Annotated in this window: 17 protein-coding genes; 3 read left to right on the top strand and 14 right to left on the bottom strand. The window is 40.3% G+C overall.

Features of this window, described 5'->3' with window-relative positions:
• Window positions 1–41: 41 nt before the first annotated feature.
• From MTF66_RS34535 to MTF66_RS34510, 6 genes are all read right to left on the bottom strand, one after another.
• Entirely contained in the window at window positions 42–254 is a 213-nt protein-coding gene (locus MTF66_RS34535) for an EF-hand domain-containing protein (protein WP_008112941.1), read from the bottom strand.
• Between the two features lie 502 nt (window positions 255–756).
• The gene (locus MTF66_RS34530) at window positions 757–1,419 is read right to left on the bottom strand and encodes a flagellar brake protein (RefSeq protein WP_054202927.1); all 663 of its coding nucleotides are present in this window, start codon (window positions 1,417–1,419) and stop codon (window positions 757–759) included.
• 24 nt (window positions 1,420–1,443) lie between these two features.
• Complete coding sequence (locus MTF66_RS34525) at window positions 1,444–2,895, bottom strand: TrkH family potassium uptake protein (RefSeq protein WP_010392733.1); 1,452 nt, start codon at window positions 2,893–2,895, stop codon at window positions 1,444–1,446.
• A gap of 94 nt (window positions 2,896–2,989) precedes the next feature.
• Entirely contained in the window at window positions 2,990–3,604 is a 615-nt protein-coding gene (locus MTF66_RS34520) for a YigZ family protein (RefSeq protein WP_010392731.1), read from the bottom strand.
• Between the two features lie 80 nt (window positions 3,605–3,684).
• Complete coding sequence (gene pepQ / locus MTF66_RS34515) at window positions 3,685–5,007, bottom strand: Xaa-Pro dipeptidase (protein ID WP_010392729.1); 1,323 nt, start codon at window positions 5,005–5,007, stop codon at window positions 3,685–3,687.
• Between the two features lie 117 nt (window positions 5,008–5,124).
• Window positions 5,125–7,011, bottom strand: coding sequence for a lytic transglycosylase domain-containing protein (locus tag MTF66_RS34510; protein WP_248530020.1), 1,887 nt, complete (start codon window positions 7,009–7,011; stop codon window positions 5,125–5,127).
• Window positions 7,012–7,320: 309 nt separating this feature from the next.
• On the opposite strand from MTF66_RS34510, the gene fadB reads away from it, so the two are divergent.
• From fadB to tusA, 3 genes are all read left to right on the top strand, one after another.
• Window positions 7,321–9,480, top strand: coding sequence for a fatty acid oxidation complex subunit alpha FadB (gene fadB / locus MTF66_RS34505; protein WP_010392724.1), 2,160 nt, complete (start codon window positions 7,321–7,323; stop codon window positions 9,478–9,480).
• A gap of 4 nt (window positions 9,481–9,484) precedes the next feature.
• Entirely contained in the window at window positions 9,485–10,654 is a 1,170-nt protein-coding gene (gene fadA, locus MTF66_RS34500; protein WP_010392722.1) for an acetyl-CoA C-acyltransferase FadA, read from the top strand.
• A gap of 249 nt (window positions 10,655–10,903) precedes the next feature.
• Window positions 10,904–11,143, top strand: a complete 240-nt coding sequence (gene tusA / locus MTF66_RS34495; protein WP_075169475.1) for a sulfurtransferase TusA — start codon at window positions 10,904–10,906, stop codon at window positions 11,141–11,143.
• 69 nt (window positions 11,144–11,212) lie between these two features.
• Here the strand turns inward: tusA and MTF66_RS34490 are convergent, their stop codons facing one another.
• The 8 genes from MTF66_RS34490 to dnaA all read right to left on the bottom strand — a co-directional run bounded on the left by MTF66_RS34490 (window position 11,213) and on the right by dnaA (window position 22,596).
• Entirely contained in the window at window positions 11,213–12,832 is a 1,620-nt protein-coding gene (locus tag MTF66_RS34490; protein ID WP_248530019.1) for a P-loop NTPase fold protein, read from the bottom strand.
• A gap of 71 nt (window positions 12,833–12,903) precedes the next feature.
• Window positions 12,904–13,353, bottom strand: a complete 450-nt coding sequence (locus MTF66_RS34485; RefSeq protein WP_055013147.1) for a hypothetical protein — start codon at window positions 13,351–13,353, stop codon at window positions 12,904–12,906.
• A gap of 73 nt (window positions 13,354–13,426) precedes the next feature.
• Window positions 13,427–15,496, bottom strand: coding sequence for a glycine--tRNA ligase subunit beta (gene glyS / locus MTF66_RS34480; RefSeq protein WP_075169478.1), 2,070 nt, complete (start codon window positions 15,494–15,496; stop codon window positions 13,427–13,429).
• Window positions 15,497–15,498: 2 nt separating this feature from the next.
• A complete protein-coding gene (gene glyQ, locus MTF66_RS34475; protein ID WP_010392717.1) occupies window positions 15,499–16,401 on the bottom strand; it encodes a glycine--tRNA ligase subunit alpha in 903 nt (300 codons plus the stop codon).
• Window positions 16,402–16,541: 140 nt separating this feature from the next.
• Entirely contained in the window at window positions 16,542–18,968 is a 2,427-nt protein-coding gene (gene gyrB, locus MTF66_RS34470) for a DNA topoisomerase (ATP-hydrolyzing) subunit B (protein WP_008112961.1), read from the bottom strand.
• A gap of 12 nt (window positions 18,969–18,980) precedes the next feature.
• Entirely contained in the window at window positions 18,981–20,075 is a 1,095-nt protein-coding gene (gene recF, locus MTF66_RS34465; RefSeq protein ID WP_008112963.1) for a DNA replication/repair protein RecF, read from the bottom strand.
• A gap of 15 nt (window positions 20,076–20,090) precedes the next feature.
• Window positions 20,091–21,194, bottom strand: coding sequence for a DNA polymerase III subunit beta (dnaN, locus tag MTF66_RS34460; protein ID WP_008112965.1), 1,104 nt, complete (start codon window positions 21,192–21,194; stop codon window positions 20,091–20,093).
• A 13-nt stretch (window positions 21,195–21,207) separates the two neighbouring features.
• Window positions 21,208–22,596 carry a chromosomal replication initiator protein DnaA gene (dnaA, locus tag MTF66_RS34455; protein WP_010392708.1) on the bottom strand — a complete coding sequence of 463 codons (1,389 nt, stop codon included), beginning with the start codon at window positions 22,594–22,596 and terminating at the stop codon, window positions 21,208–21,210.
• Window positions 22,597–22,827: the final 231 nt, after the last annotated feature.

Raw genomic sequence — 22,827 nt, 5'->3', positions numbered from 1 at the left:
TAATGTGGGAGATTTAGCTCCCAAAGTTTAATAGCTTAGGATTATGCTTTAGAGAACTCTTCTTTTGATAGCTCACCGTTTTGGTCTGTATCAAGCTCTGAAAACATGCTCATTAGTTTTGCATCAACTGATGCTTCGCTTTGACTGATCGCGCCGTTGCCGTCAACGTCTAGCGTATCAAAGTCGCTTGCTGCAAAAGCAGCTGATGAAGAAGCCAATGCGATAAGTGCTAAAGTTTTATTAATGCTTTTCATAATCAATCTTCCTTCAAAGTTTATGTTTTATGCGATTAAGTGTTTTACTTTAAATCACGTTTCGTTCAATACAACCTGACTATTACAACTTCGATGCCAACAATAAAAAGCAATTTATTTTCAATAAGTTAAACTTAAAATAGCTTTGGGTGGCGTTATTTTACTCATTATTTTGTTGCTTTTTAGCAACACGGAATAAAGCGATAAAATTAAAACCTTAAAAAACAATGGGTTGGTTTTTATAAAAACACCACACGATCAGTGAAAAACCACTAACAAAGCAAGTTAATTAAACAAAAAGGAAGGTGAGTTGAGATTTATTTTTTTATAAATAAAAAATTAAAATTAAAAAACAAATTTAAGCTGCTGTTTTTAAACAGTTTAAAAATAAATTTAAGGTGACGTAGAAAATTTACAGCCGCACAAGGCTATTTGTTGCAAAATGACGAAATCACGTGAGTATACTGAACTTATAATAGAAGCTTGTTCAACTTGATATGCCCTAAACTATTTCAACTTCAAGCGCACTAGGGTCAATAAAATGATCCCCCATTAGCGCTTTCATTTGCTCTTCACTGGCAAATAATCGAATTCCACAACAGATACCGCTAGCATGTTTTTTTACACTGCATATTTGCCCCTCATGCTTAGTATCACCATCAAATACAACCGTACAGCGCATGTCTTTTAACTCATCGAGTTCTTGGGTTGTTTTAATATCAAACATAACTCCGGTGAGCGAAATGTCTTTTATAACCCCTTCAAAGGGAGGCTGCTCATCGGTTAATGTTAACTTAGCAGGAAACAACGTGGGTATGCGTGCTTGTGAGCGCAGCCCAAACAACTGCACTTGTGAAGGGTATTGAATAAACAACAATTTAGCAGGGTGAGAGGCTACAGACATAAGTTGCTGACGAAACGCAATCACGTGCCCGCCACTGCCCTCTATAAGCGCTCTTACTACTACCATAACACCATCACGCAGGTAATCACTTGCCATAGGAAGTCGCTTAGCGCTGGGATAGTTTAAAATAATAAATTTGTTTTCTAATAAACCAATAAACTCCGTTTTTACACGTCGGCTACTGGTTGGTGTCAGTATTTCTACATCGACTATGCCACCTGTGACGATTTGGTTTAACTTTTCCAAATTGGTTTTTTGCATAGTTCCTTCCTAATATTTAAAACATTATCCACGCCAAAATGTTGGGGTAAATAATACTAACAGTGTAAATATCTCTAACCGGCCGAATACCATAGCTACTGTTAGTATCCATTTAGCGGCATCACTAATCGCACCATAATGAGAGGCTACGTCACCCAAACCTGGGCCCAAGTTATTAAGGCAGGCTGCTGTCGCAGAGAATGCGGTAATGTTGTCTAACCCTGTGCCCATTAACGCTAACATTATAATAATAAAGACTAGTGCATAAGCTGAGAAAAAGCCCCATACCGCTTCAACTACTTTGTCAGGTAAGGCCTTACGACCGAGCTTTATTGAATATATAGCTCGAGGATGTACTAGGCGGTTAAGCTCTCGTATCCCTTGCAAGTACAACAAAAACACGCGAACAACTTTCATACCGCCACCAGTAGAACCCGCACAGCCGCCAATAAAGCTCGAAAAAATAAGTAAAATAGGTAAAAACAACGGCCAAGCTGAAAAATTATCTGTGGCAAACCCAGCAGTACTACTAATAGACACCGCTTGAAACAACGCCTGATCGAGGGTTTCATCACCATTTGCATAAACATCATGAGACGAAAGCACAGTAAAGCAAATTACCACCAGCGCTAACTGAATACACAAGAATACTTTAAACTCAGGGTCGCGAATGTACACACTAATATTACGGCTCGCTACAGCGGCATAATGTAGTGAAAAGTTAATAGCGGCTATAATTAAAAAGAACACACAAATAAAGTTAATTACAGGGCTATCAAAGTGCCCCATTGACGCGTCATAAGTAGAAAAACCACCAATAGCAACTGTAGAAAAGGCATGGCATATAGCGTCAAACCAGTTCATCCCTGCGCTCCAATACGCCAAAGTACACGCAAGAGTAATAGATACGTAAATATACCAGAGGTGCTTAGCTGTATCGGCAATACGCGGGGTCATTTTGGAGTCTTTTACTGGGCCAGGAATTTCAGCTCGGTACAACTGCATACCACCGACGCCAAGCATTGGCAGTATGGCTACTGCTAATACAATGATCCCCATCCCACCAAACCACTGTAATTGCTGGCGATAAAATAATACCGATTTAGGCAAATATTCTATGCCAGTTAATACGGTCGCCCCTGTGGTAGTTAAGCCTGAGAAAGCTTCAAACACTGCATCGGCCAAAGAGAGGTTGGGTTCTTGTAAAAATATCAGCGGCAATGACGCAAACGCCCCTAGTACCAACCAAAACAAAACCACAATTAAGAAGCCTTCGCGTGCTTTTAAATCACCATGCTCATGCCTATTTGGATAGTAAGCCATTAAGCCAATAATAACGCTAAATATAAAGGCTAAAACAAACGGTACCCCTCCGCCATCTTTATAAATTAAAGACACGAGTGCTGGTGGCACCATTGTAATACTAAATAGCGCGACCAGTTGGCCAAGAATTTTTATGATGGTACGAAATTGCATTGAGCGTATCGCTTTTTTATTAGTAAATTAAAATAACTACTGTATGACTCGAAAATTTAATCTGTAGTGATTAAATAGGATGGATGTAAGACTATTACTCTTTGATTGTTAACTCAACTGCGCCGTGACTTAAATCAAAAATATCTTTGCATGCTTGCTGTGCTTGGCGGCTATCAATAGTAATACTCCACTCAATATTTGCCGTAAACTGCTTTTCAATATTAAGTACCTGAAAATTGGTTTTTAAGTGCTGTTCTATTGCGCCTTGCATACTGTATTCACTAAAGCCAACCAGCTCAATGCTGGGTACTTTTACCACTGTGTGTAATTTTGCTAAGGCATTATTAAGTGAGCCACCATAAGCACGAACTAATCCACCGGTACCAAGCTTTATACCACCAAAATATCGTGTTACCACAGCAGTTACTTCACCTAGACCAGAGCCCACCAGCACGTTGAGCATAGGTTTACCGGCGGTGCCATTTGGCTCTCCATCGTCAGAAAAACCATAAACATGGCTTCCACCAGGATTACCCGCAACATGCGCCCAACAATTATGGCGTGCATCACTGTATTTTTCTTCAATGTTTTTAATAAAGGCTTTCGCAGAGTTTAAATCAGGCGTGTGGCCTATATGCACAATAAAGGTACTTTTTTTAATTTCTTCTTGATGAAAAACATCGTCGGCTGGGTATTTATATTCTGACATAGCGCTTACTTGGCTGTTAAATTAAAAATGGGGCCAACAGGCCCCTTTCGTGGATAATATAAACTGTTATTAGTTAAATATTAGTCGAGTAATAAATCACGCGTCATATTTTCTAGGCTGTCTTCGTGAACAATAATATTATCTTCAATACGAATGCCGCCAAATGGTTTAAACGCTTCTACTTTTTCCCAGTTAATAAACTGCTTGTTGTCTGTTTGTGCTAAATCACCCAACAAAGAGTCGATAAAGTACAAACCTGGCTCAATAGTAAACACTTGGTTTTTCTCAATTAAGCGAGTGCAGCGTAAAAATGGATGACCCTCTGGTGGTGCCTGATGTGCACCGGTTTCATCACGCATAAAGCCACCTACATCATGTACCTGTGCACCTAAATGATGCCCTAAGCCATGAGGAAAGAAGGTTGAGGTAATTTGACGCTCAACAATTTCAGCTGCAGGTAACTTAACAATATCAAAGTCACTTAGTAACTGTGCAATGCGGTTATGGCAGTCAATATGTAGCTCGCCATACAGTACACCTGGTTTTAAGCTTTTGCCTAACTCAATCTGATGCGCCGTCATTGCTTTAACTAGATCAGCAAACTCGCCTTGCTTTTTAAAGTCGTAGGTACGGGTAATATCTGCAGCGTAACCATTAAAGTTAGCGCCCGCATCAATTAAAAATGAGTTATGTGTTTGCGGTGCTTTTGGCTCAAAATGGGTGTAGTGCAAAATAGCGCAGTTTTCGTTAAGGGCCACAATGTTGCCATATGGCATTTCATTTTCGCTCTGACGCGTTGCCATTAAGTACGCCTGCTGAATATCAAACTCGCTACCACCATTAAAAAACGCATCACGCGCCGCTTTGTGGCCATCTACTGCAATACGGTTCGCATTACGTAAACATTCAAGTTCATATTGCGTTTTATAAGCACGGTGATAATGAATATAGTTAAGTACTGGCTCAGGATTCATGATGCTAAAACCAAGTGCTTGGGCTACTTCTAGGTATTCACCAATGTAGGCAAATTTAGCTTTATCGTAAGGAAGTAGTTTTTCAACCTGATCAGGCTTTAGTAGCAATTCAATATCGAAGTACTCTGCCCAAAAATCTCTTGGTTCATCAGGTACTTTATGCCAAAAATCAATTGGACGATAAAAAATAAGCTTTGGCTTATCGCTACCATTTACCACAATCCAGCAATGCGGATTATCAATAACCGGTAACCACGCTTTAAAATGGGGGTTAACTTTAAACGGGTAATACATATCATCTAAAAATTGGCGCTTAGCTTGGCCTGAATGAATGACTAATCCTTCTAACCCTTCTTGCTCACAAATAGTACGTGTACGCTGCTGCAATGTTGCAATATGTTCGGCGTATAATACGGCTAATTTTTCCATAATAAACCCATCTGTTAAATTTAACTTGCTCTGAGTCTACCACTTATAAACAAAGCGCTCAAAAAAGAGGGATAGTTACTGTGTAAATATCCCTCTGCTGTTGTAGATTTATTTTTACTACCCGCCCATGGTCATCTCTAATAGTGGCGCGAGTAAATTCCCCTCTCGGCCAAGGCGAGTGTGATAAACCTGCCGATACGCAAATACGTTTTTTACGTAGTCTCGAGTTTCTCTATATGGAATAAGCTCAACCCATAGCTCTGCGGGCATTGCTTCTTCTGGTAGCCAACGCTTAATTCGGTGATACCCGGCGTTATAGGATGCTGTTGCCAATACCTCATTACCGTGATTTTTCTTTTTCAAATACTGTAAATAACGGGTGCCAAGTCGAATATTGGTTTTTGGCTGATACAACCGACGGTTAGATACATCGCCTTTGTTAATATATTTTGCGGTGCTTGGTAATAACTGCATTAACCCGCGTGCATTTGCATGAGAACGGGCATCGGGTGCAAATGAGCTTTCTCGACGCGCAATAGCGATACTCCAAGTTAAATCTATTTTGCTACGATTACTGTAGCGCTCAAACATGTCTTGAAACGCAAATGGAAAACGCAAATCAACATAATCCCATGCTTTTATTTTTGCTAGGGTAAATATTGTACTATCAAACCAATCAAGTTCTGCCGCAAGCACTGACGCTGCTAGCTTTTCATCATCTTCAGAAGTGTTGGTTAAATAATTCCATTCACGTCGGGCCGCTGTAAATCGCTCAAGTTCATATAGTGCCTTAGCACGCTTAAAGCCTGGTGCATTACTGACTTTTGTCACTAAGGCTTGATTTACATTGACTGGTAGCTCATTTAAATCAACCGGTAACCCTAAGCGAGCAGCGGCTAAAAAACCGTAATAATCACGGTTAGCGGCTACCTTGCTCCAAATTGCCTTAGCTTTTTCATGCTCTGCGCGTTTGTCATAACTATAAGCAAGCCAATACTGTTGCCCTAAGCTAAGGTTTTCTTTTCCGGTAAAAAATGCCGCAATGCCTTCCCAATCTTGAGTTTTAAGCATATTGGCTAGTTGCCATTGCATTAATTTACGATCTTGACGCGCTTTAGGGACTTTATTTAAATAAAAGCTCGCCTGGCTATGGCCGCTCGACGCCAACGACAGCGCAAAGGTATAATATACATCCGCCTTTTCATCATCAGCAAAATCAAACATACTTTCAATTTTTTGCCACGCCTTTAATGCCAGCTCTTTATCACGCCAAATTAAACGCTTAATACCATAAAGCGCTATTTCCCCTTCTTTGGCTGTTTTACGTTTATAGCGGTAAAGGCCTGCAGCAGCACTAGGATCGCGCCTTACCTTGGAATATAAATCAGCTAAATAACGCTCCTTAGCTGGCAATAAGGTTTTTAAATAAGGCAATAAACGATATGAGCCCCCTTGTGCCGCTAAAGTAACACGCTGCCACACAACATCAGGGGTTAAATAACCATTTTGTCGCCAGCGCTTAAAAAGCCCGTCACATTCACTGGGCTGTGACTCGCCAACCGTCCAAATATCGGTTACCTGCGAGAGTATTGCTTTTTTAGGCGCACCAAGATCAAGCTGATAACTAAGGTGGGTACAACTAAGCTCAGTGTCAGAGGTTTCACGGTAGTTTTTAATAAATGCTGCTTTTTTATTTCTGCGCTTTAAATAATTTAACCATGCTTTGCGCACTGGCCACTCTAATGGAGTGTGTTCATAAATAGTGAGGAAGTTTTCTATTTCTGTTTGGTGTTTTAAACTGGGGTAGCGCTGCCAAAAGGCTTTTTCTACATAGGGCTTAAGTGGGTGAGACAATGAGTCTACCGCTTCTTTAAAGCTATTGTAATCGCCATAGCGGGCTTGTTTTTCTGCATCTAAAAATGCATCAAGTTCGGTATTTGCGTTGGCAGAGGGAAAAGATAAAAATAGAGTCGCTGCCGCTACGCTTAATAAATATTTTTTCATAATGTCCTTTAGGGCATAGTTACCTTCAAGGCTGACAAGAGTGTGGCTATGGGTAAATAAAAAACAGCGCAGGCACTGTAACTCTATTTTATTTACTTTGATAAAACCCAAGCTATAAACACCAAGACAGCGCAATAAAATGAATAAAGAAAACTTTCAAACCCACCTTAGCACCAAACCAGCTATATTTTAACCAGACGTTTGTAACCAAGATAAATTTTTCGTTGCATTTTTAAATTAAAGCAAGCACACTGGTCTGAATATGAACTCATCGTACCAGTCTTAGTTCATCAACTAGGGAGAATAATAATGTTATATAAAAGCGATTCCTTTGAAGTTAGCTTCGTGAAGGAAAACATCGCCGAGTTTAAGTTTTGTGCTACAGGTTCTGTAAACACATTATCTCAACAAACTCTTTCAGATTGCGCGGCAGCATTAAAAGAATTAGCCGCTAACACTGATATTAAAGGCATGATTTTTACCAGTGATAAAGACCACTTTATTATTGGTGCCGATATCTTCGAATTTTTACCTACTTTTACTAAGCCTGAAGCAGAATTAGTAACGTGGATCAAAGATGCAACTGACGTTTTTGATGCAATTGAAGACTTACCATTCCCAACACTCAGTGTTATAAACGGCTTGGCGCTTGGCGGCGGCTGTGAGTGGGCACTCGCTACCGATTATCGTGTTGCAAGTGACTCAGCAAAAATGGGCTTACCAGAAGTTAAATTAGGCATAATGCCTGGTTTTGGCGGTACAGTGCGCCTTCCGCGCATTATTGGTGCCGATAACGCGATGATGTGGATCACCACAGGTAACGAAAATCGCGCTGCTGACGCCCTTAAAGTAGGTGCATTTGACGCGGTAGTTAGTGCCAACAAACTACAAGAATCAAGTTTAGCAACACTAGAATTAGCGATTGCTGGCAAGCTAGATTGGCAAGCAAAACGTGCTGTAAAATTACAACCGCTTAAATTAAACCGTGTTGAGCAAGGCATGAGCTTTGCAATGGCAGAAGGTATGGTAATGGGTAAAACCAAAGGCCACTATCCTGCTCCAGTTATGGCAGTTCGCACTATTAAAGCAGCAGCAAACAGTTCACGCGCCGAAGCAATGGCAATTGAAAATGCCAACTTTGCAAAACTAGCACGTACTAGTGAAGCTGCTGCTCAAACGGGTATCTTTTTAGCAGACCAATACATTAAAGGTAAAGCACGTAAATTTGCTAAGCACAGCGATGTAGAAATTAAACAAGCGGCAGTATTAGGCGCGGGTATTATGGGTGGCGGTATTGCATACCAGTCTGCTTATAAAGGCACACCAATCATAATGAAAGACATCCAACAGGATGCGCTAGATTTAGGTATGGGTGAAGCATCTAAACTATTAGGTGCAAAAGTGAAGCGCGGCCACATGCCGATGGAAAAAATGCTAGCAACGCTTAGCAAAATCAAACCAACGCTTAACGATGCAGACCTACAAAACGCCAACATTATTGTTGAAGCCGTAGTAGAAAACCCTAAAGTGAAGCAAGCCGTACTTGCTGACCTTGAAAAGAATATGCCAGAAGGCACGGTCCTTACGTCAAATACATCGACTATTTGTATCGACCTACTTGCAGAAGCGCTTGATAAGCCAGAAAACTTCTGTGGTATGCACTTTTTCAACCCAGTACCAAAAATGCCATTAGTTGAAATTATCCGTGGTGCAAAAACTTCAGATAAAACGATTAATGCAGTGGTTGATTACGCCCTTAAACTAGGTAAATCACCGATTGTTGTTAACGATTGCCCAGGCTTTTTTGTAAACCGTGTTTTATTCCCTTACTTTGCTGGCTTTAGCAAATTAGTGGTTGAAGGCGCTAACTTTGCAAAAGTAGATAAAGTAATGGAAAACGTGTTTGGCTGGCCAATGGGCCCGGCTTACCTACTTGATGTTGTAGGTATTGATACGGCTTATCATTGTACTGGCGTAATGGCAGACGGTTTCCCTGAGCGTATGGCACGTGCAGATAAAGACCCAGTGACTGTTTTTGCTAACGAAAAACGTTTTGGTCAAAAGAACAAAGCAGGTTTCTATAAGTACGAAACAGATCGTCGCGGTCGTCTTAAAAAGTCACATGACCAAACAGCGATTGAACTACTTGCACCAATTACAGACGCACCAAAAGAATTTGATAAACAAGAAATCATTGACCGTTGTATGATCCCAATGATCAACGAAGTGCTACTTTGTTTACAAGAAGGCATTGTTGCTTCTCCTCAAGAAGCTGATATGGCACTTGTATATGGTGTTGGTTTCCCTCCATTTAGAGGCGGCGCGTTCCGTTACTTAGATCAAACAGGTTTAGCTAACTTTGTAGCAACTGCTGACAAATACGCTCACCTAGGTGCGATTTACCAAGTATCAGAGCAAACTCGCAAGTGGGCTGAAGAAGGCCGTGTTTTCTATAAGGTGGAAGGTTAATATCATGAATAATCCAGTAATTGTAGATTGTATCCGCACACCAATGGGTCGCTCAAAAGGCGGCGTATTTAAAAACAAACGTGCGGAAGACTTAAGCGCTCATCTAATGAAAGGCTTATTAGAACGTAATCCGGCAGTTGACCCTGCGTCAATTGACGATATTTATTGGGGCTGTGTACAGCAAACATTAGAGCAAGGCTTTAACGTTGCACGTAACGCATCTCTACTTGCAGGCATTCCACATTCAGTGCCAGCAACCACAGTTAACCGTTTATGTGGCTCATCAATGCAAGCATTGCATGACGCTGCTCGCGCAATAATGACTGGCGCTGGCGACACATACCTAATTGGTGGCGTTGAGCACATGGGTCACGTACCTATGACTCACGGTAACGACTTTCACCCAGGCTTAGCTACATCAATTGCACAAGCATCTGGCTCTATGGGTTTAACCGCTGAGTACCTTGCTACTATTCACGGTATTAGCCGTGAGCAACAAGATGAATTTGCTTACCGCTCGCATCAACGCGCTCATGCAGCGACTGTTGAAGGCCGTTTCCGCCGCGAAATTTTAGCAATGGAAGGTCACGATGCTGACGGTTCACTTATTCTTGTTGAAGATGATGAAGTAATTCGTCCAGAAACAACAGTTGAAGGTTTATCGCAGCTACGTCCAGTATTTAACCCTGCTACGGGTTCTGTTACTGCGGGTACATCTTCTGCACTTTCTGACGGCGCATCAGCTATGTTAGTAATGAGCGAAGAAAAAGCAAAAGAACTGGGCTTACCAATTCGTGCACGTATTCGCGCTATGGCTGTTGCCGGTTGCGATCCATCAATCATGGGTTACGGCCCAGTACCTGCAAGTAAAAAAGCATTAGCACAAGCCGGTATTACCATTGATGACATTGACGTAGCTGAGCTAAACGAAGCATTCGCAGCACAATCACTACCTGTGCTTAAAGACTTAGGCTTAGCTGATGTAGTTGACGAAAAAGTGAATTTAAACGGCGGCGCTATCGCACTTGGTCACCCTCTGGGTTGTTCGGGTTCACGTATTAGCACCTCGCTTATTCACTTAATGGAAGACAAAAACGCAAAATACGGTTTGGCAACTATGTGTATTGGTTTAGGCCAAGGCATTGCCACTGTATTTGAACGTGTTCAAGACTAATTAGTTTTTAACATGTAAAACCATCTTGGTGATTAAAAGGCGAACTAGCGCAAGTTAGTTCGCCTTTTTTATGCCACCAGCTTTTGCAGGTTTAAAATGAATAATGTGATCGGGTGCATTAAACTTATTTCAGATTATCTATTAATAAGTTGAGCTGTTTTGTTATACGTAAAATAGTTAACCAACAGCTTTATTTACGCTAAACTACCCGACCTAACCAAGCCGCGACTATTTTTACAGGTAATTTTTATGAGCTTTGATAACCCCGATCACCAATTAGATGCCATAGGCCTTCGTTGCCCAGAGCCGGTGATGATGGTACGCGCTGCGATTCGTAAAATGAGCGATGGTGAAACACTGCTTATTATTGCCGACGACCCTTCAACCACCCGCGACATTCCCAGCTTTTGTACCTTTATGGATCACACGCTAGTGGCTAAAGAAGTTGAACAATCACCATATAGGTATGTGGTGAAGAAAGGGTTGTAAAAGCTATCAGCTATCAGCTATCAGCTATCAGCTATCAGCTATCAGCTATCAGCTATCAGCTATCAGCTATCAGCTATCAGCAAATTTACTCGTTAAGCCAATTAGGTTCAAGTAATCATTCGCTGTAAAACTACTTAATCCGAAGAATGTCATTTGTGCTTCTAATAGCTGGTAGTCATGTATAGCCCCCCTCCCATTATAACCAAACGTATGTAGATAGCCTGGTTTTATAGCTTTATCGCCCCTGTTTAAAACGCTTTGAAAACTCAGAAAATAAGTTAAAAGATCAATATCTGAAAAGTTGATTTTAATATTCATCAAACTTGCTTTCTCATAATTTTCTAGTTTTAGTAATTGATTTATACCATCTAGCTTCTCTGCTGCAAAAAGCATTTCTTTTAGGTACTTAGGTAAATTTAGTTGTTTGGGGGAAAGCTTTAAATCTGTAACCCTAGGATTTATTTCAAATCGTTGTTCATCAAAAATGCTGCACATATAGTCATATTGAGGTTTATTGAACATATATAAACAAAGTAAAACTAGCAGGGCTAAAATATCTACTGTTTTCTCTTCGCCAATTAACTCTATACTTGTAAGTAATCTATTTGCTAATTGTATAGCTGACCTAGGCGCTAAATTTTGCCAATTCGAAATATCAGCAATAAGAGATGATAACTGTCTTTTTATATCATCACCTTGAGATAAAAGCGGAAACAGTAAAATACTTTTTTGTTCAAGATAGTGATTATCAAATATAGTAAAATCACAATTTGCTTCTAGTAAGCTGGCAGAAATCCCAACATCTAGATGGTATTTTGTATCGAAGAAGCGCCTTAAATAATTATCAGCATTAAAGTCATTTCCATACAAGGCTTTTATCGTGTGCAGTAATTCTTCGGTATGTGTTGAAACAACGATCACTAATCCTTCAATATCGAAAATATGCTTTATTGCTTCTAGCATTTCAACTGCATAAGTTGGGCGGCAGCGGTCTAACTCATCAATAAAAATGAATGCGGGATAATCACGAGCTGTAGCTCGCAGCCCATTTTTAGGTTTTTCAATAGAGTATTTAACTAACTCTTTTATTGTAGCTTTTAGTTCTTTTACGCCTTTTTTATAATCACTATGTTCTTTGAATGCTTGGGTCGTCATAGCTTCCATTGCTGCGGATAAATCTAATGATTTTTGGTTTGAGGTTGATCCATTACTTTCTTCAGCGGGATCTTCAACAATGATGAAATCCTCAACATCAAGCCCACCATAACGTTTAACAAGTGCTGCTAATATTTTTGGTAAAATCGATATACCAATATTTTTAAACCGCTTTTTTCTTTCTTTATTTAAATAGTTTTGATTAACAGTCTCTAGCAATTGATCTTGAATTTCGGCCAATACAGTAATGATTGGCGACTCCATAAAGTCATTCGACCAAGCATCTATATAAACGACTGGGTGTGCATGCTTTAAATCTTCAGCCCAACGTTTTATAAAGTAAGTTTTACCTGCGCCCCATTCAGCATTAATGTTAATTACGTAAGAGGATTTATTAATCTTTGCTCTATTTGCATTTGAGCGACGAACAAGGATTTTAGTCAGCAGTTCAGCATCTTTCTTTCTATTTAACTGGTCAGCTGGATAAGTAACACCATCAATTTTTATCTCTTCATTCCATTGTTTAGCACACATATACTAACGTCCTTGTCACTTATCTACATATTAAATCGGGCAACTAAAAGCTGACAGCTCCCAACTAACAGCTATTTCTTAGTAATCGTCACTTGCGGCTTATCGTAGTCACTAAAATCAATGCTGACTATGTACGACCCTTTGATTGCGGGTGTGTAACTAAAGTAGTTGTAAATAGTGTTGCAATCGGCGCGCGTTGATTGGCCAAGTGTTAGGCTTTGCCCTGATGGCTGTGAATCACTGTAGCCACAGTTAAAACCTTCACTAAAATCTGCATCGGCTATTTTAAACTCGTACACTTTGCCAGGGGTCGAAAATTTAACTTGAGCTTGATAAAGCGCAGGGCCGACTTGTTTAAATTGGTATTGAGGTTCTGCATCCCATAATGTGAAATCCCCTCTTAAATAAATACTGCGATCCAATTCTTGCTGCGGCAAAACGTCGTTAATCGAAATTTGGCTGGTACAGGCCGTAAGTAAGCCAGCCATTGCTAGCGTTAAAATTCGTTTTATAGAGATCATCATTTGTATCCTTTGCATACAGTGAATACTAAAAAGCCAGCATAATGCTGGCTTTTTAAATAGCTATTGGCTGTTATTTTTGTAATACAGAAATATCTGCAATTTCTAAAAATAACCCGCTAAGCTGGCTTAAAAGTGCAAGACGGTTTTGCTTAACCGCTTCATCGTCGGCCATTACCATGACATTGTCAAAAAAGTTATCAACACTCTCACGAATGCCTGCTAATTGGCTTAATGCCTCTTGGTAGTTTCCATCGCTGTACAGTGGTGCTAAATCAGTGGCGAATTTTGCAACTTGCGAAGCCAATACTTTTTCTGCGTCATCACTTAATAAGCTCTGATCGACATCACCTTGCGTTGTAATGTTATTTTTAGCCAGAATGTTACTTACACGCTTATTAGCCGCTGCAAGCGATTCTGCGGCGTCTAATGTACGGAAATGACTTACGGCTTTAACTCGGCGATCAAAGTCAACAGGCTTCGTTGGACGACGCGCTAGTACGGCTTGAATCACATCTACTTCAATGCCTTCGTCTTGATACCAAGCACGGAAGCGCCCTAGCATAAAGTCAAACACATCCGTTGATACATTTAGGTTAGTCAGCTTTTCACCAAACAAGGTTTGTGATTTAGCAACCAGGTCTAAAATATCAAGCGGTAGCTGTTTTTCTACCATGATACGTAATGCACCAATAGCAGCACGACGAAGTGCAAATGGGTCTTTATCACCTTTTGGTGCTTGGCCTATACCAAAAATACCCACCAGCGTATCAAACTTATCGGCAATGGCGACTGCGCAGCTGATCACATTAGTTGGTAAGTTGTCACCGGCAAAACGTGGCATGTATTGCTCGTTTTGTGCCACTGCGACTTCTTCTGCTTCACCATCGTGACGCGCGTAATGCATTCCCATTACACCTTGTACGTCGGTAAATTCCATTACCATTTCGGTCATTAAGTCAGTTTTACTTAATAAGCCAGCGCGAGCTGCCAGTGCTTTGTCGGCACCAAGTTGCTCTGCAATGTAACCTGCCAGTTCACTAATACGCTGTGACTTGTCTTTAAGCGTACCAAGTTGTTTTTGGAATAATACGCTATCAAGAGACTCTAAACGGCTTTCTAATGTTTTCTTTTTATCTGTTTCAAAGAAGAACTGCGCATCGGCTAAACGCGGGCGCACTACTTTTTCGTTACCAGAAATAACTACACTAGGATCTTTACTTTCGATGTTAGAGACAAACAAAAACTTATTTAAAAGTTTGCCGTCTTGATCTAATAACGGGAAGTATTTCTGATCATCCTTCATGGTGTAAATAAGCGCTTCAGCAGGTACATCTAAAAATGCTTCTTCAAATGTGGCTGTTAGCGTTACTGGCCATTCTACCAATGAAGTAACTTCTTCAAGTAAGTCTTCATCCATAGCAACAACGGCATTAACTGCTTTGGCTGCATCTTCTATTTGCGCGCGAATCTGTGCTTTACGCTGTTCGTAGTCAGCAACAACGTAAGCTGATTTAAGTACATCAAACACATCATCAGCATGATCAATGCTAATTTTTTCAGGGTGATGAAAACGATGGCCTTGCAGTTGATTACTCACTTGCTTACCAAGAATTTCACCCTCAACCAGTTCACTACCGAATAAAATAGTTACCGTATGCACAGGACGAATAAATTGTGTTTTATTCGCACCCCAACGCATTGGTTTAGGGATAGGTAGTTTAGCTAGCGCTTTGCTTATAGCGTCGGTCATTAATGTTTTGGTTTCTTGCCCTGCTACTTTAGCAATGTGCAATAACCATGCGCCTTTATCTGTTTCTAGTGTTTGCGCATCTTTTACTTCAATCCCACAACCACGAGCCCAACCCATGGCTGCTTTAGTTGGGTTACCCTCAGCATCAAAAGCGGCTTTAGTTGCAGGGCCACGTTTTTCAACTTCTTTGTCTTGTTGTTTAGCTTCAAGTGCTTTTACTTGTAAACCTAAACGACGTGGCGATGCATACCAGTTCACACCTTGGTGACCTAGTTCTAGACTTTCTAATTCTGCTGTTAAGTTTGCAGCAAAGGCTTCGGCTAATTTACGAAGTGCTTTTGGTGGCAACTCTTCGGTGCCAATTTCTACTAATAAATTTTCTGCTGACATGCTTACTTATCCTTACACAGCGGGAAACCAAGTGCTTCACGTGCATCGTAATAACTTTGTGCACACGCTTTTGATAACGCACGAACGCGTAAAATATAACGTTGACGCTCAGTTACTGAAATAGCATGACGTGCGTCTAATAAGTTAAATGCGTGCGATGCTTTCATTACTTGCTCGTAGGCTGGTAATGGTAGGCTTGCTTCAATTAGCTTTTGGCTCTCAGCTTCACATTTATCAAACTGTTCAAATAAGTCGGCTACGTTTGCATGTTCAAAGTTATAGGTTGATTGCTCAACTTCATTTTGATGGAACACATCACCGTAAGTTACGCGCCCAAATGGACCGTCTGCCCATACAAGGTCGTAAATGCTATCTACGCCTTGAATGTACATTGCTAAACGCTCTAGGCCGTAAGTAATCTCACCCGTTACCGGTGAGCATTCTAAACCGCCCACCTGCTGGAAGTAAGTAAACTGCGTTACCTCCATACCATTTAACCAAATTTCCCAACCTAGGCCCCACGCACCTAATGTAGGTGATTCCCAGTTATCTTCTACAAAGCGAACTTCGTCAGTTAGGGTATCAATACCTACAGCAGCTAAAGAACCTAAGTAAAGCTCTTGAATATTGTCTGGTGATGGCTTTAACACAACTTGGAATTGGTAGTAATGTTGTAAGCGGTTTGGATTCTCACCGTAACGACCATCGGTAGGACGACGACACGGTTGAACGTATGCGCTCGACATTGGCTCTGGGCCAATTGATTTTAAAAATGTTTGCGGGTGAAATGTCCCTGCGCCCACTTCCATGTCAAGTGGTTGAATAATGACACAGCCTTGCTGTGCCCAATAATCCTGTAAAGCCAGGATCAAACCTTGAAAGGTTTTAACGTCATATTTTTGCATATTTGGCTTTTTACTATCTGAGAAGTAGCGTGAAAATTACCCTCAGTATACCTTGTGCACACTCAGGTTTTAAGCAGTTTGTGCGTTTGAAAAAATAAAAAAGGAGCCTAGGGCTCCTTTTTTGTGATTACGATAATGTTTTATACGTCTAAGTTAACCACACGCAGTGCGTTCGTTTCAATAAACTCACGACGCGGCTCAACTTGATCGCCCATTAAAGTGGCAAATAATTGATCCGCTGCAACAGCATCTTCAATTGTTACTTGCAACATACGGCGTGCGCTTGGATCCATGGTGGTTTCCCAAAGCTGATTTGGATTCATTTCACCCAGTCCTTTATAGCGTTGAATGTAGATCCCGCGCTTAGACTCTGCGATCAACCATTCCAATGCATCCACAAAGTTATCAACAGGTTTTGTTTTCTCACCACGTTGGATATATGCACCCTCTGTGATGATATTAGCAATGTTTTTACCTGTTACAGCAATGCGTTGGTAGTCTCTTGATGTAATAAAGTCATAATGAAGTACGTGTGCTTTATCCACACCATGCTGACGAATATTCACAACTGGATAATACAAGTTACGCTCTGTATCGTGCTCAGTTCCCGCATGGAAAATAGTTGCATCTTCATCACGTTCAATTAAGTCATCAACCAACTCTTTAGTCCAAGCAATTACCTTAGCTTCGTCTGAAAGGTCTTCTTTTTTCAGCTCACTTTGGTAAATCAAACGGTTCATAACTGTGTTCGGATACTTACGCTTTAAGCGCTCGATAACTTTAACCGTGTTTTGATAATCGTGAACAATTGACTCTAATGCTTCACCATCAACCGCTTCAGCACTATCACTAGTGTACAGTGCTGCATTGCTTAGCGCTAACGATGTAAGGTAATCAACTAATGCTGGATCATCTTTAATATAACGCTCTTGCTTGCCTTTTTTCACTTTATAAAGTGGAGGCTGAGCAATATAAATATAACCACGTTCAACAATTTCCGGCATTTGACGATAGAAGAATGTTAGTAGCAAAGTACGAATGTGAGAACCATCCACGTCGGCATCGGTCATGATTATGATACGGTGATAACGTAATTTCTCAGGGTTATATTCGTCACGGCCAATACCACAACCTAGTGCAGTAATTAGCGTTGCCACTTCTTGTGAAGAAAGCATTTTATCAAAACGTGCTTTTTCTACGTTTAAGATTTTACCTTTAAGCGGAAGAATCGCTTGATTCTTACGGTTACGACCCTGCTTGGCTGAACCGCCAGCTGAGTCACCCTCCACTATATATAGTTCAGATTGGGCTGGATCTTTTTCTTGGCAATCCGCTAGTTTACCCGGTAAACCTGCTAAATCCATAGCACCTTTACGGCGGGTCATTTCACGTGCTTTACGGGCTGCTTCACGCGCGCGTGCTGCATCAATAATTTTGCCAACAACAATTTTTGCATCCATTGGGTTTTCTAATAAAAACTCAGTGAATTTTTCAGCCATGGCTTGCTCAACGGCAGACTTAACTTCACTAGATACTAGCTTGTCTTTTGTCTGTGATGAGAACTTAGGATCAGGCACTTTAACACTAACAACAGCCGTTAAGCCTTCACGAGCATCATCGCCCGTTGCGTTACTGGTTGTTTTAGCTTTTTTGTTAAAGCCTTCTTTTTCCATGTAGTTATTCAGCGTACGTGTTAGCGCAGATCTAAAACCAGCTAAGTGAGTACCACCATCACGTTGTGGAATGTTATTAGTAAAACAGTAAATATTTTCTTGGAACGCATCATTCCACTGCATTGATACTTCTACACTAATACCGTCTTCTTCACGTTCGTGAGTAAAGTGGAATACCCCTTTGTGTACAGGCGTTTTATTACGGTTTAAGTATTCAACGAACGCTCTAATACCACCTTCGTATTTAAAATGGTCACTCTTATTTTCTTCGCGCTCATCATTTAAAATGATGCTCACACCTGAGTTCAAAAACGATAACTCGCGTAAACGCTTAGCTAAAATATCGTAATGGAAATCTAGGTTAGTAAACGTTTCTGCACTTGGCCAAAAACGTAACTCAGTACCGGTTGTTTCAGAATCACCAATAGCTGCAAGTGGTGCATCTGGAACACCCATAGTGTAAAACTGCTCGTAAAGTTTACCTTCACGACGAATAGTTAGTTTTAACTTTTCTGATAATGCATTTACTACCGATACACCAACACCGTGTAAGCCACCTGATACTTTATAAGAGTTATCATCAAACTTACCACCAGCGTGTAATACCGTCATAATAACTTCAGCTGCAGATACACCTTCTTCTTCATGTATAGAAGTAGGAATACCACGGCCGTTATCTCTTACAGATACCGAACCGTCTAAGTGAATTGTGACAAATATATCATCACAGTGACCGGCTAAGGCCTCATCGATAGAGTTATCAACGACCTCAAACACCATATGGTGTAAGCCCGTACCATCATCGGTGTCCCCTATATACATACCAGGACGCTTTCTTACTGCATCTAATCCTTTAAGTACTTTAATACTCGACGAATCATAATTCTCAGACATGGTTAATCCCACTTATCTTGTTATTAGGTTGCCATGTTTCACGTGGAACATTTTTAGTTCTCGTTTCATGGGTTCCACCACAGCAGAAATACTTTCAGATAAAATTGAAGAAATAAATATTTGAGAACTGCAATGAGTCAATAACTGACCCACTTTCTCTTTTGTATCTTCGCTTAGCTCTGAAGGTAAATCATCTATTAGCAATATAGATTGCTTATCTGTCTCTGACTCAATCAAACTATTTTGCGTTACTTTTAACGCATACAACAATAGCTTTAACTGCCCGCGTGAGAATACATTCTCAACACTGCTGCCAGCGACACTAAAACTAAAATCAGCCTTATGAGGGCCTTTACTAGTAAAGCCTTGGCGAGCATCTCGCTCAAAGCTTTGCTCTAACGCATCAGAAAGAGATTCGGTCTCCTTCCAGCCTGCATTAAAGCTAATTTCTAGATCACGTATTAGCGTTAATTCTGCACACATTTTATCAAAAAACTGCTGCTTAAACCTAGTTATATACGCGATTCTTAATTTATTTATTTGTTCAGCCAGTCTAACAAATTCTTTGTCCCAAAACTTGATTTGGTCAAAATAATTCTTAGGCTTAGATTTCAACAATGCATTGCGCTGTTTTAGCACTTTATTAAACGATTGCCATAAGAAAAAAAACTCATGTTCCACGTGGAACAAACCTAAGTCTAAAAACTTTCTGCGCTCTTTAGGGCCACCAAAAAATAATGAATAGCTTTCTGGTGTAATAACTTGAACTGGCATAAGTTGAGCAAGTTCAGATACTTTTCGACTCGCCTTACCCTGTATTTTTAAATTAGTTTCACCCGCTTGAGTTTTACTTATCCCTATTGGAATAGATAAATCGTGTAACGCTTTGCGGCCATGAATAACAAATTGATCTTGTTGATGGGCTATGATGCTTTTATGTTTAGAGGTTCGGAAAGATTTGCCGTGAGAAAGGTAATAAATAGCCTCTAAAAGGCTGGTTTTTCCGCTGCCGTTTTCACCATAAATTATATTAACGCCGTTAACTGGTTCTAGCGTCAGTGCCTCAATATTACGAAAATATTTGAGGCTCAAATGACTTAAGCTCATTATGTATTTATGATCTTATAAACGCATTGGCATAACAACGTACATAGCTTCTTCATCGCCGGCACCTTCTATAAGTGCACTACTGTTTGAATCGGCAAGGGTAAATAATACATCTTCGGTTTTTAATGTATTTAATACATCTAATACATAAGAGACATTAAAGCCTATTTCTAGGTCATCACCCTCGTACATTACTTCAACCACTTCTTCAGCTTGCTCTTGCTCTGGGTTGTTGGCTGTAATTTTTAATAAACCGTTTGATAAATTTAAGCGTACACCACGAAACTTTTCGTTCGATAAAATCGACACACGCTGAAAAGCATTACGAAGCCATTCACGATTCGCGGTAATGACCTTATCGCCACCGCGCGGTAAAACACGACGGTAATCAGGGAATCGACCATCAACTAATTTACTCGTAAAGGTAAATTCAATATCAATAATACGAATGTGGTTGGCACCAAACTGAATAGTTACCAGCTCTTGATCAGCAACCATTAGACGCATAATTTCTTGTACGCCTTTGCGCGGTATAATTAATTGGCGCTGTGTATTTAACGACTGACCTAGTTGTTTTTGTGCAATAGCTAAACGATGCCCATCAGTGGCAACTGTTTTTATATCGCTGTTATCAACTTCAAACGACATGCCGTTTAAGTAATAACGCACATCTTGGTTTGCCATTGAGAAGTGTGTGCTTTCAAGTAATTTACGTAATTCTAAACGCGTTAGTTGAAACTCAACTTCACCATCCCACTGCTCTAAATTAGGAAAATCTTCAGCAGCTAAAGTGGTCAATGAAAAACGACTTTTCCCACTGGTTAAAAGTAACTGATGGTCTTGCAAGCTTAAAGTAAGATCAGAACCATCCGGTAAACTTTTACAAATATCGAGTAATTTTTTAGCCGGTAATGTGAGTTTAGTATCGGCAACATCGTCACCTACAAATACACTCGCCACTAACTCAATTTCAAGGTCTGTCCCTGTCATTGAAAGCTGGCCATTTTCTACCACGAGCAATACGTTAGATAAAATAGGTAACGTATGCTTACGCTCAATGGCACCCGATACTTGTACCAATGGTTTTAAAAATTGTTCTCTTGATATTGTTATTTGCATAATAAAGTCAGCCCTAAGATGACAATGTTCTTATTAAGTTTTGGTAATCTTCTTTAATCTCGTGGCTTTCGTCACGTAATGATTTAACTTTTCGACACGCGTGCAGTACTGTTGTATGGTCGCGCCCACCAAAGGCATCCCCAATCTCAGGTAAGCTGTGATTAGTGAGTTCTTTAGATAGTGCCATGGCAACTTGGCGAGGCCTTGCTATAGAGCGGCTACGGCGCTTAGACAGTAAATCAGATACACGTATTCTATAGTATTCAGCAACCGTACGTTGAATGTTGTCTATGGTGACTAGTTTGTCTTGCAGCGCTAATAAATCACGCAGTGCTTCTTTTACAAAGTCGATAGAAATTGGGCGACCGGTAAAGTTTGCGTTAGCAATTACACGGTTTAATGCCCCTTCAAGCTCACGTACGTTTGAGCGTAATTTTTTAGCAATAAAAAATGCCACTTCATGCGGTAAGTTAATTTTACTTTGCTGGGCTTTTTTCATCAAAATAGCAACGCGAGTTTCAAGCTCTGGCGGCTCAATCGCGATGGTTAATCCCCAACCAAAACGAGATTTAAGGCGATCTTCAACCCCTTCAATCTCTTTAGGGTAACGGTCAGAGGTTAAAATAATTTGTTGGTTACCTTCTAATAATGCATTAAAGGTATGAAAGAATTCTTCTTGAGAACGTTCTTTATTAGCAAAGAATTGAATGTCATCAATCATTAATGCATCAACACTACGGTAATAACGCTTAAATTCTTCAATCGCATTATTTTGCAGTGCTTTAACCATGTCTTGAACGAAACGTTCTGAATGCATGTAAACAATTTTAGCATCTGGCTTATTAGCCATAATACCGTTGCCTACCGCATGTAATAAATGCGTTTTACCTAAGCCCGTACCACCGTAAATAAATACAGGGTTAAATGCAGAGCCAGGGTTGTCTGCTACCTGAGTGGCAGCCGCTTTTGCTAATTGGTTAGATTTACCCTCAACAAAACTATCAAAGGTATAGTTTTCTTTAATGTTTGATTTATAACCAGATTTAGGAGCTGGCTCTACAACCGGTTTTTGTTCTCGAGGTGGTTGTTTTGCCGTTGATTGCGTGCTTGGCGCTGATTGTGTTTCAACCACTGGTGCAGCTTGTGCATTTAATAGCGGCTTGCTGCCTACATCAAAGCGTAACTCGGGTGCTTCTACACCACAAATTTCTACCAATAATTCATTTATTCTATTTAAGTACTTCTCTCTCACCCAATCAAGTACGAAACGATTAGGCGCATAAATCGTCAAGGTATCTTCGGTACTTTCTGCTTGAAGTGGTCTGACCCACATACTGAATTGCTGCGAAGGCAATTCATCTTGCAATACATATAAACAACTTTGCCAAACCGACAGATACACAGTAAAACTCCCAGAGATATAATTTTTATTCCCGCACATCAATAATGATTCAAAAATCACACCTGTATTGCGTTTAAATGGCTCAATAAGCAGCCCAAGACCGACTATTATGAATGCACTTTATCCACAAGTAAAAGATTGATTTTTGTAAAATTGTTGATATCGATGTATAAATATAATAACAGACTGATTTAAATAGCTTTTTATTTTAAAGCTTGATTAGAGATCATA

The sequence above is a fragment of the Pseudoalteromonas sp. 2CM39R genome (assembly GCF_023161845.1).
Note: the sequence above shows the minus strand (reverse complement) of the source record. Positions and strands in the feature narration are given on the sequence as shown.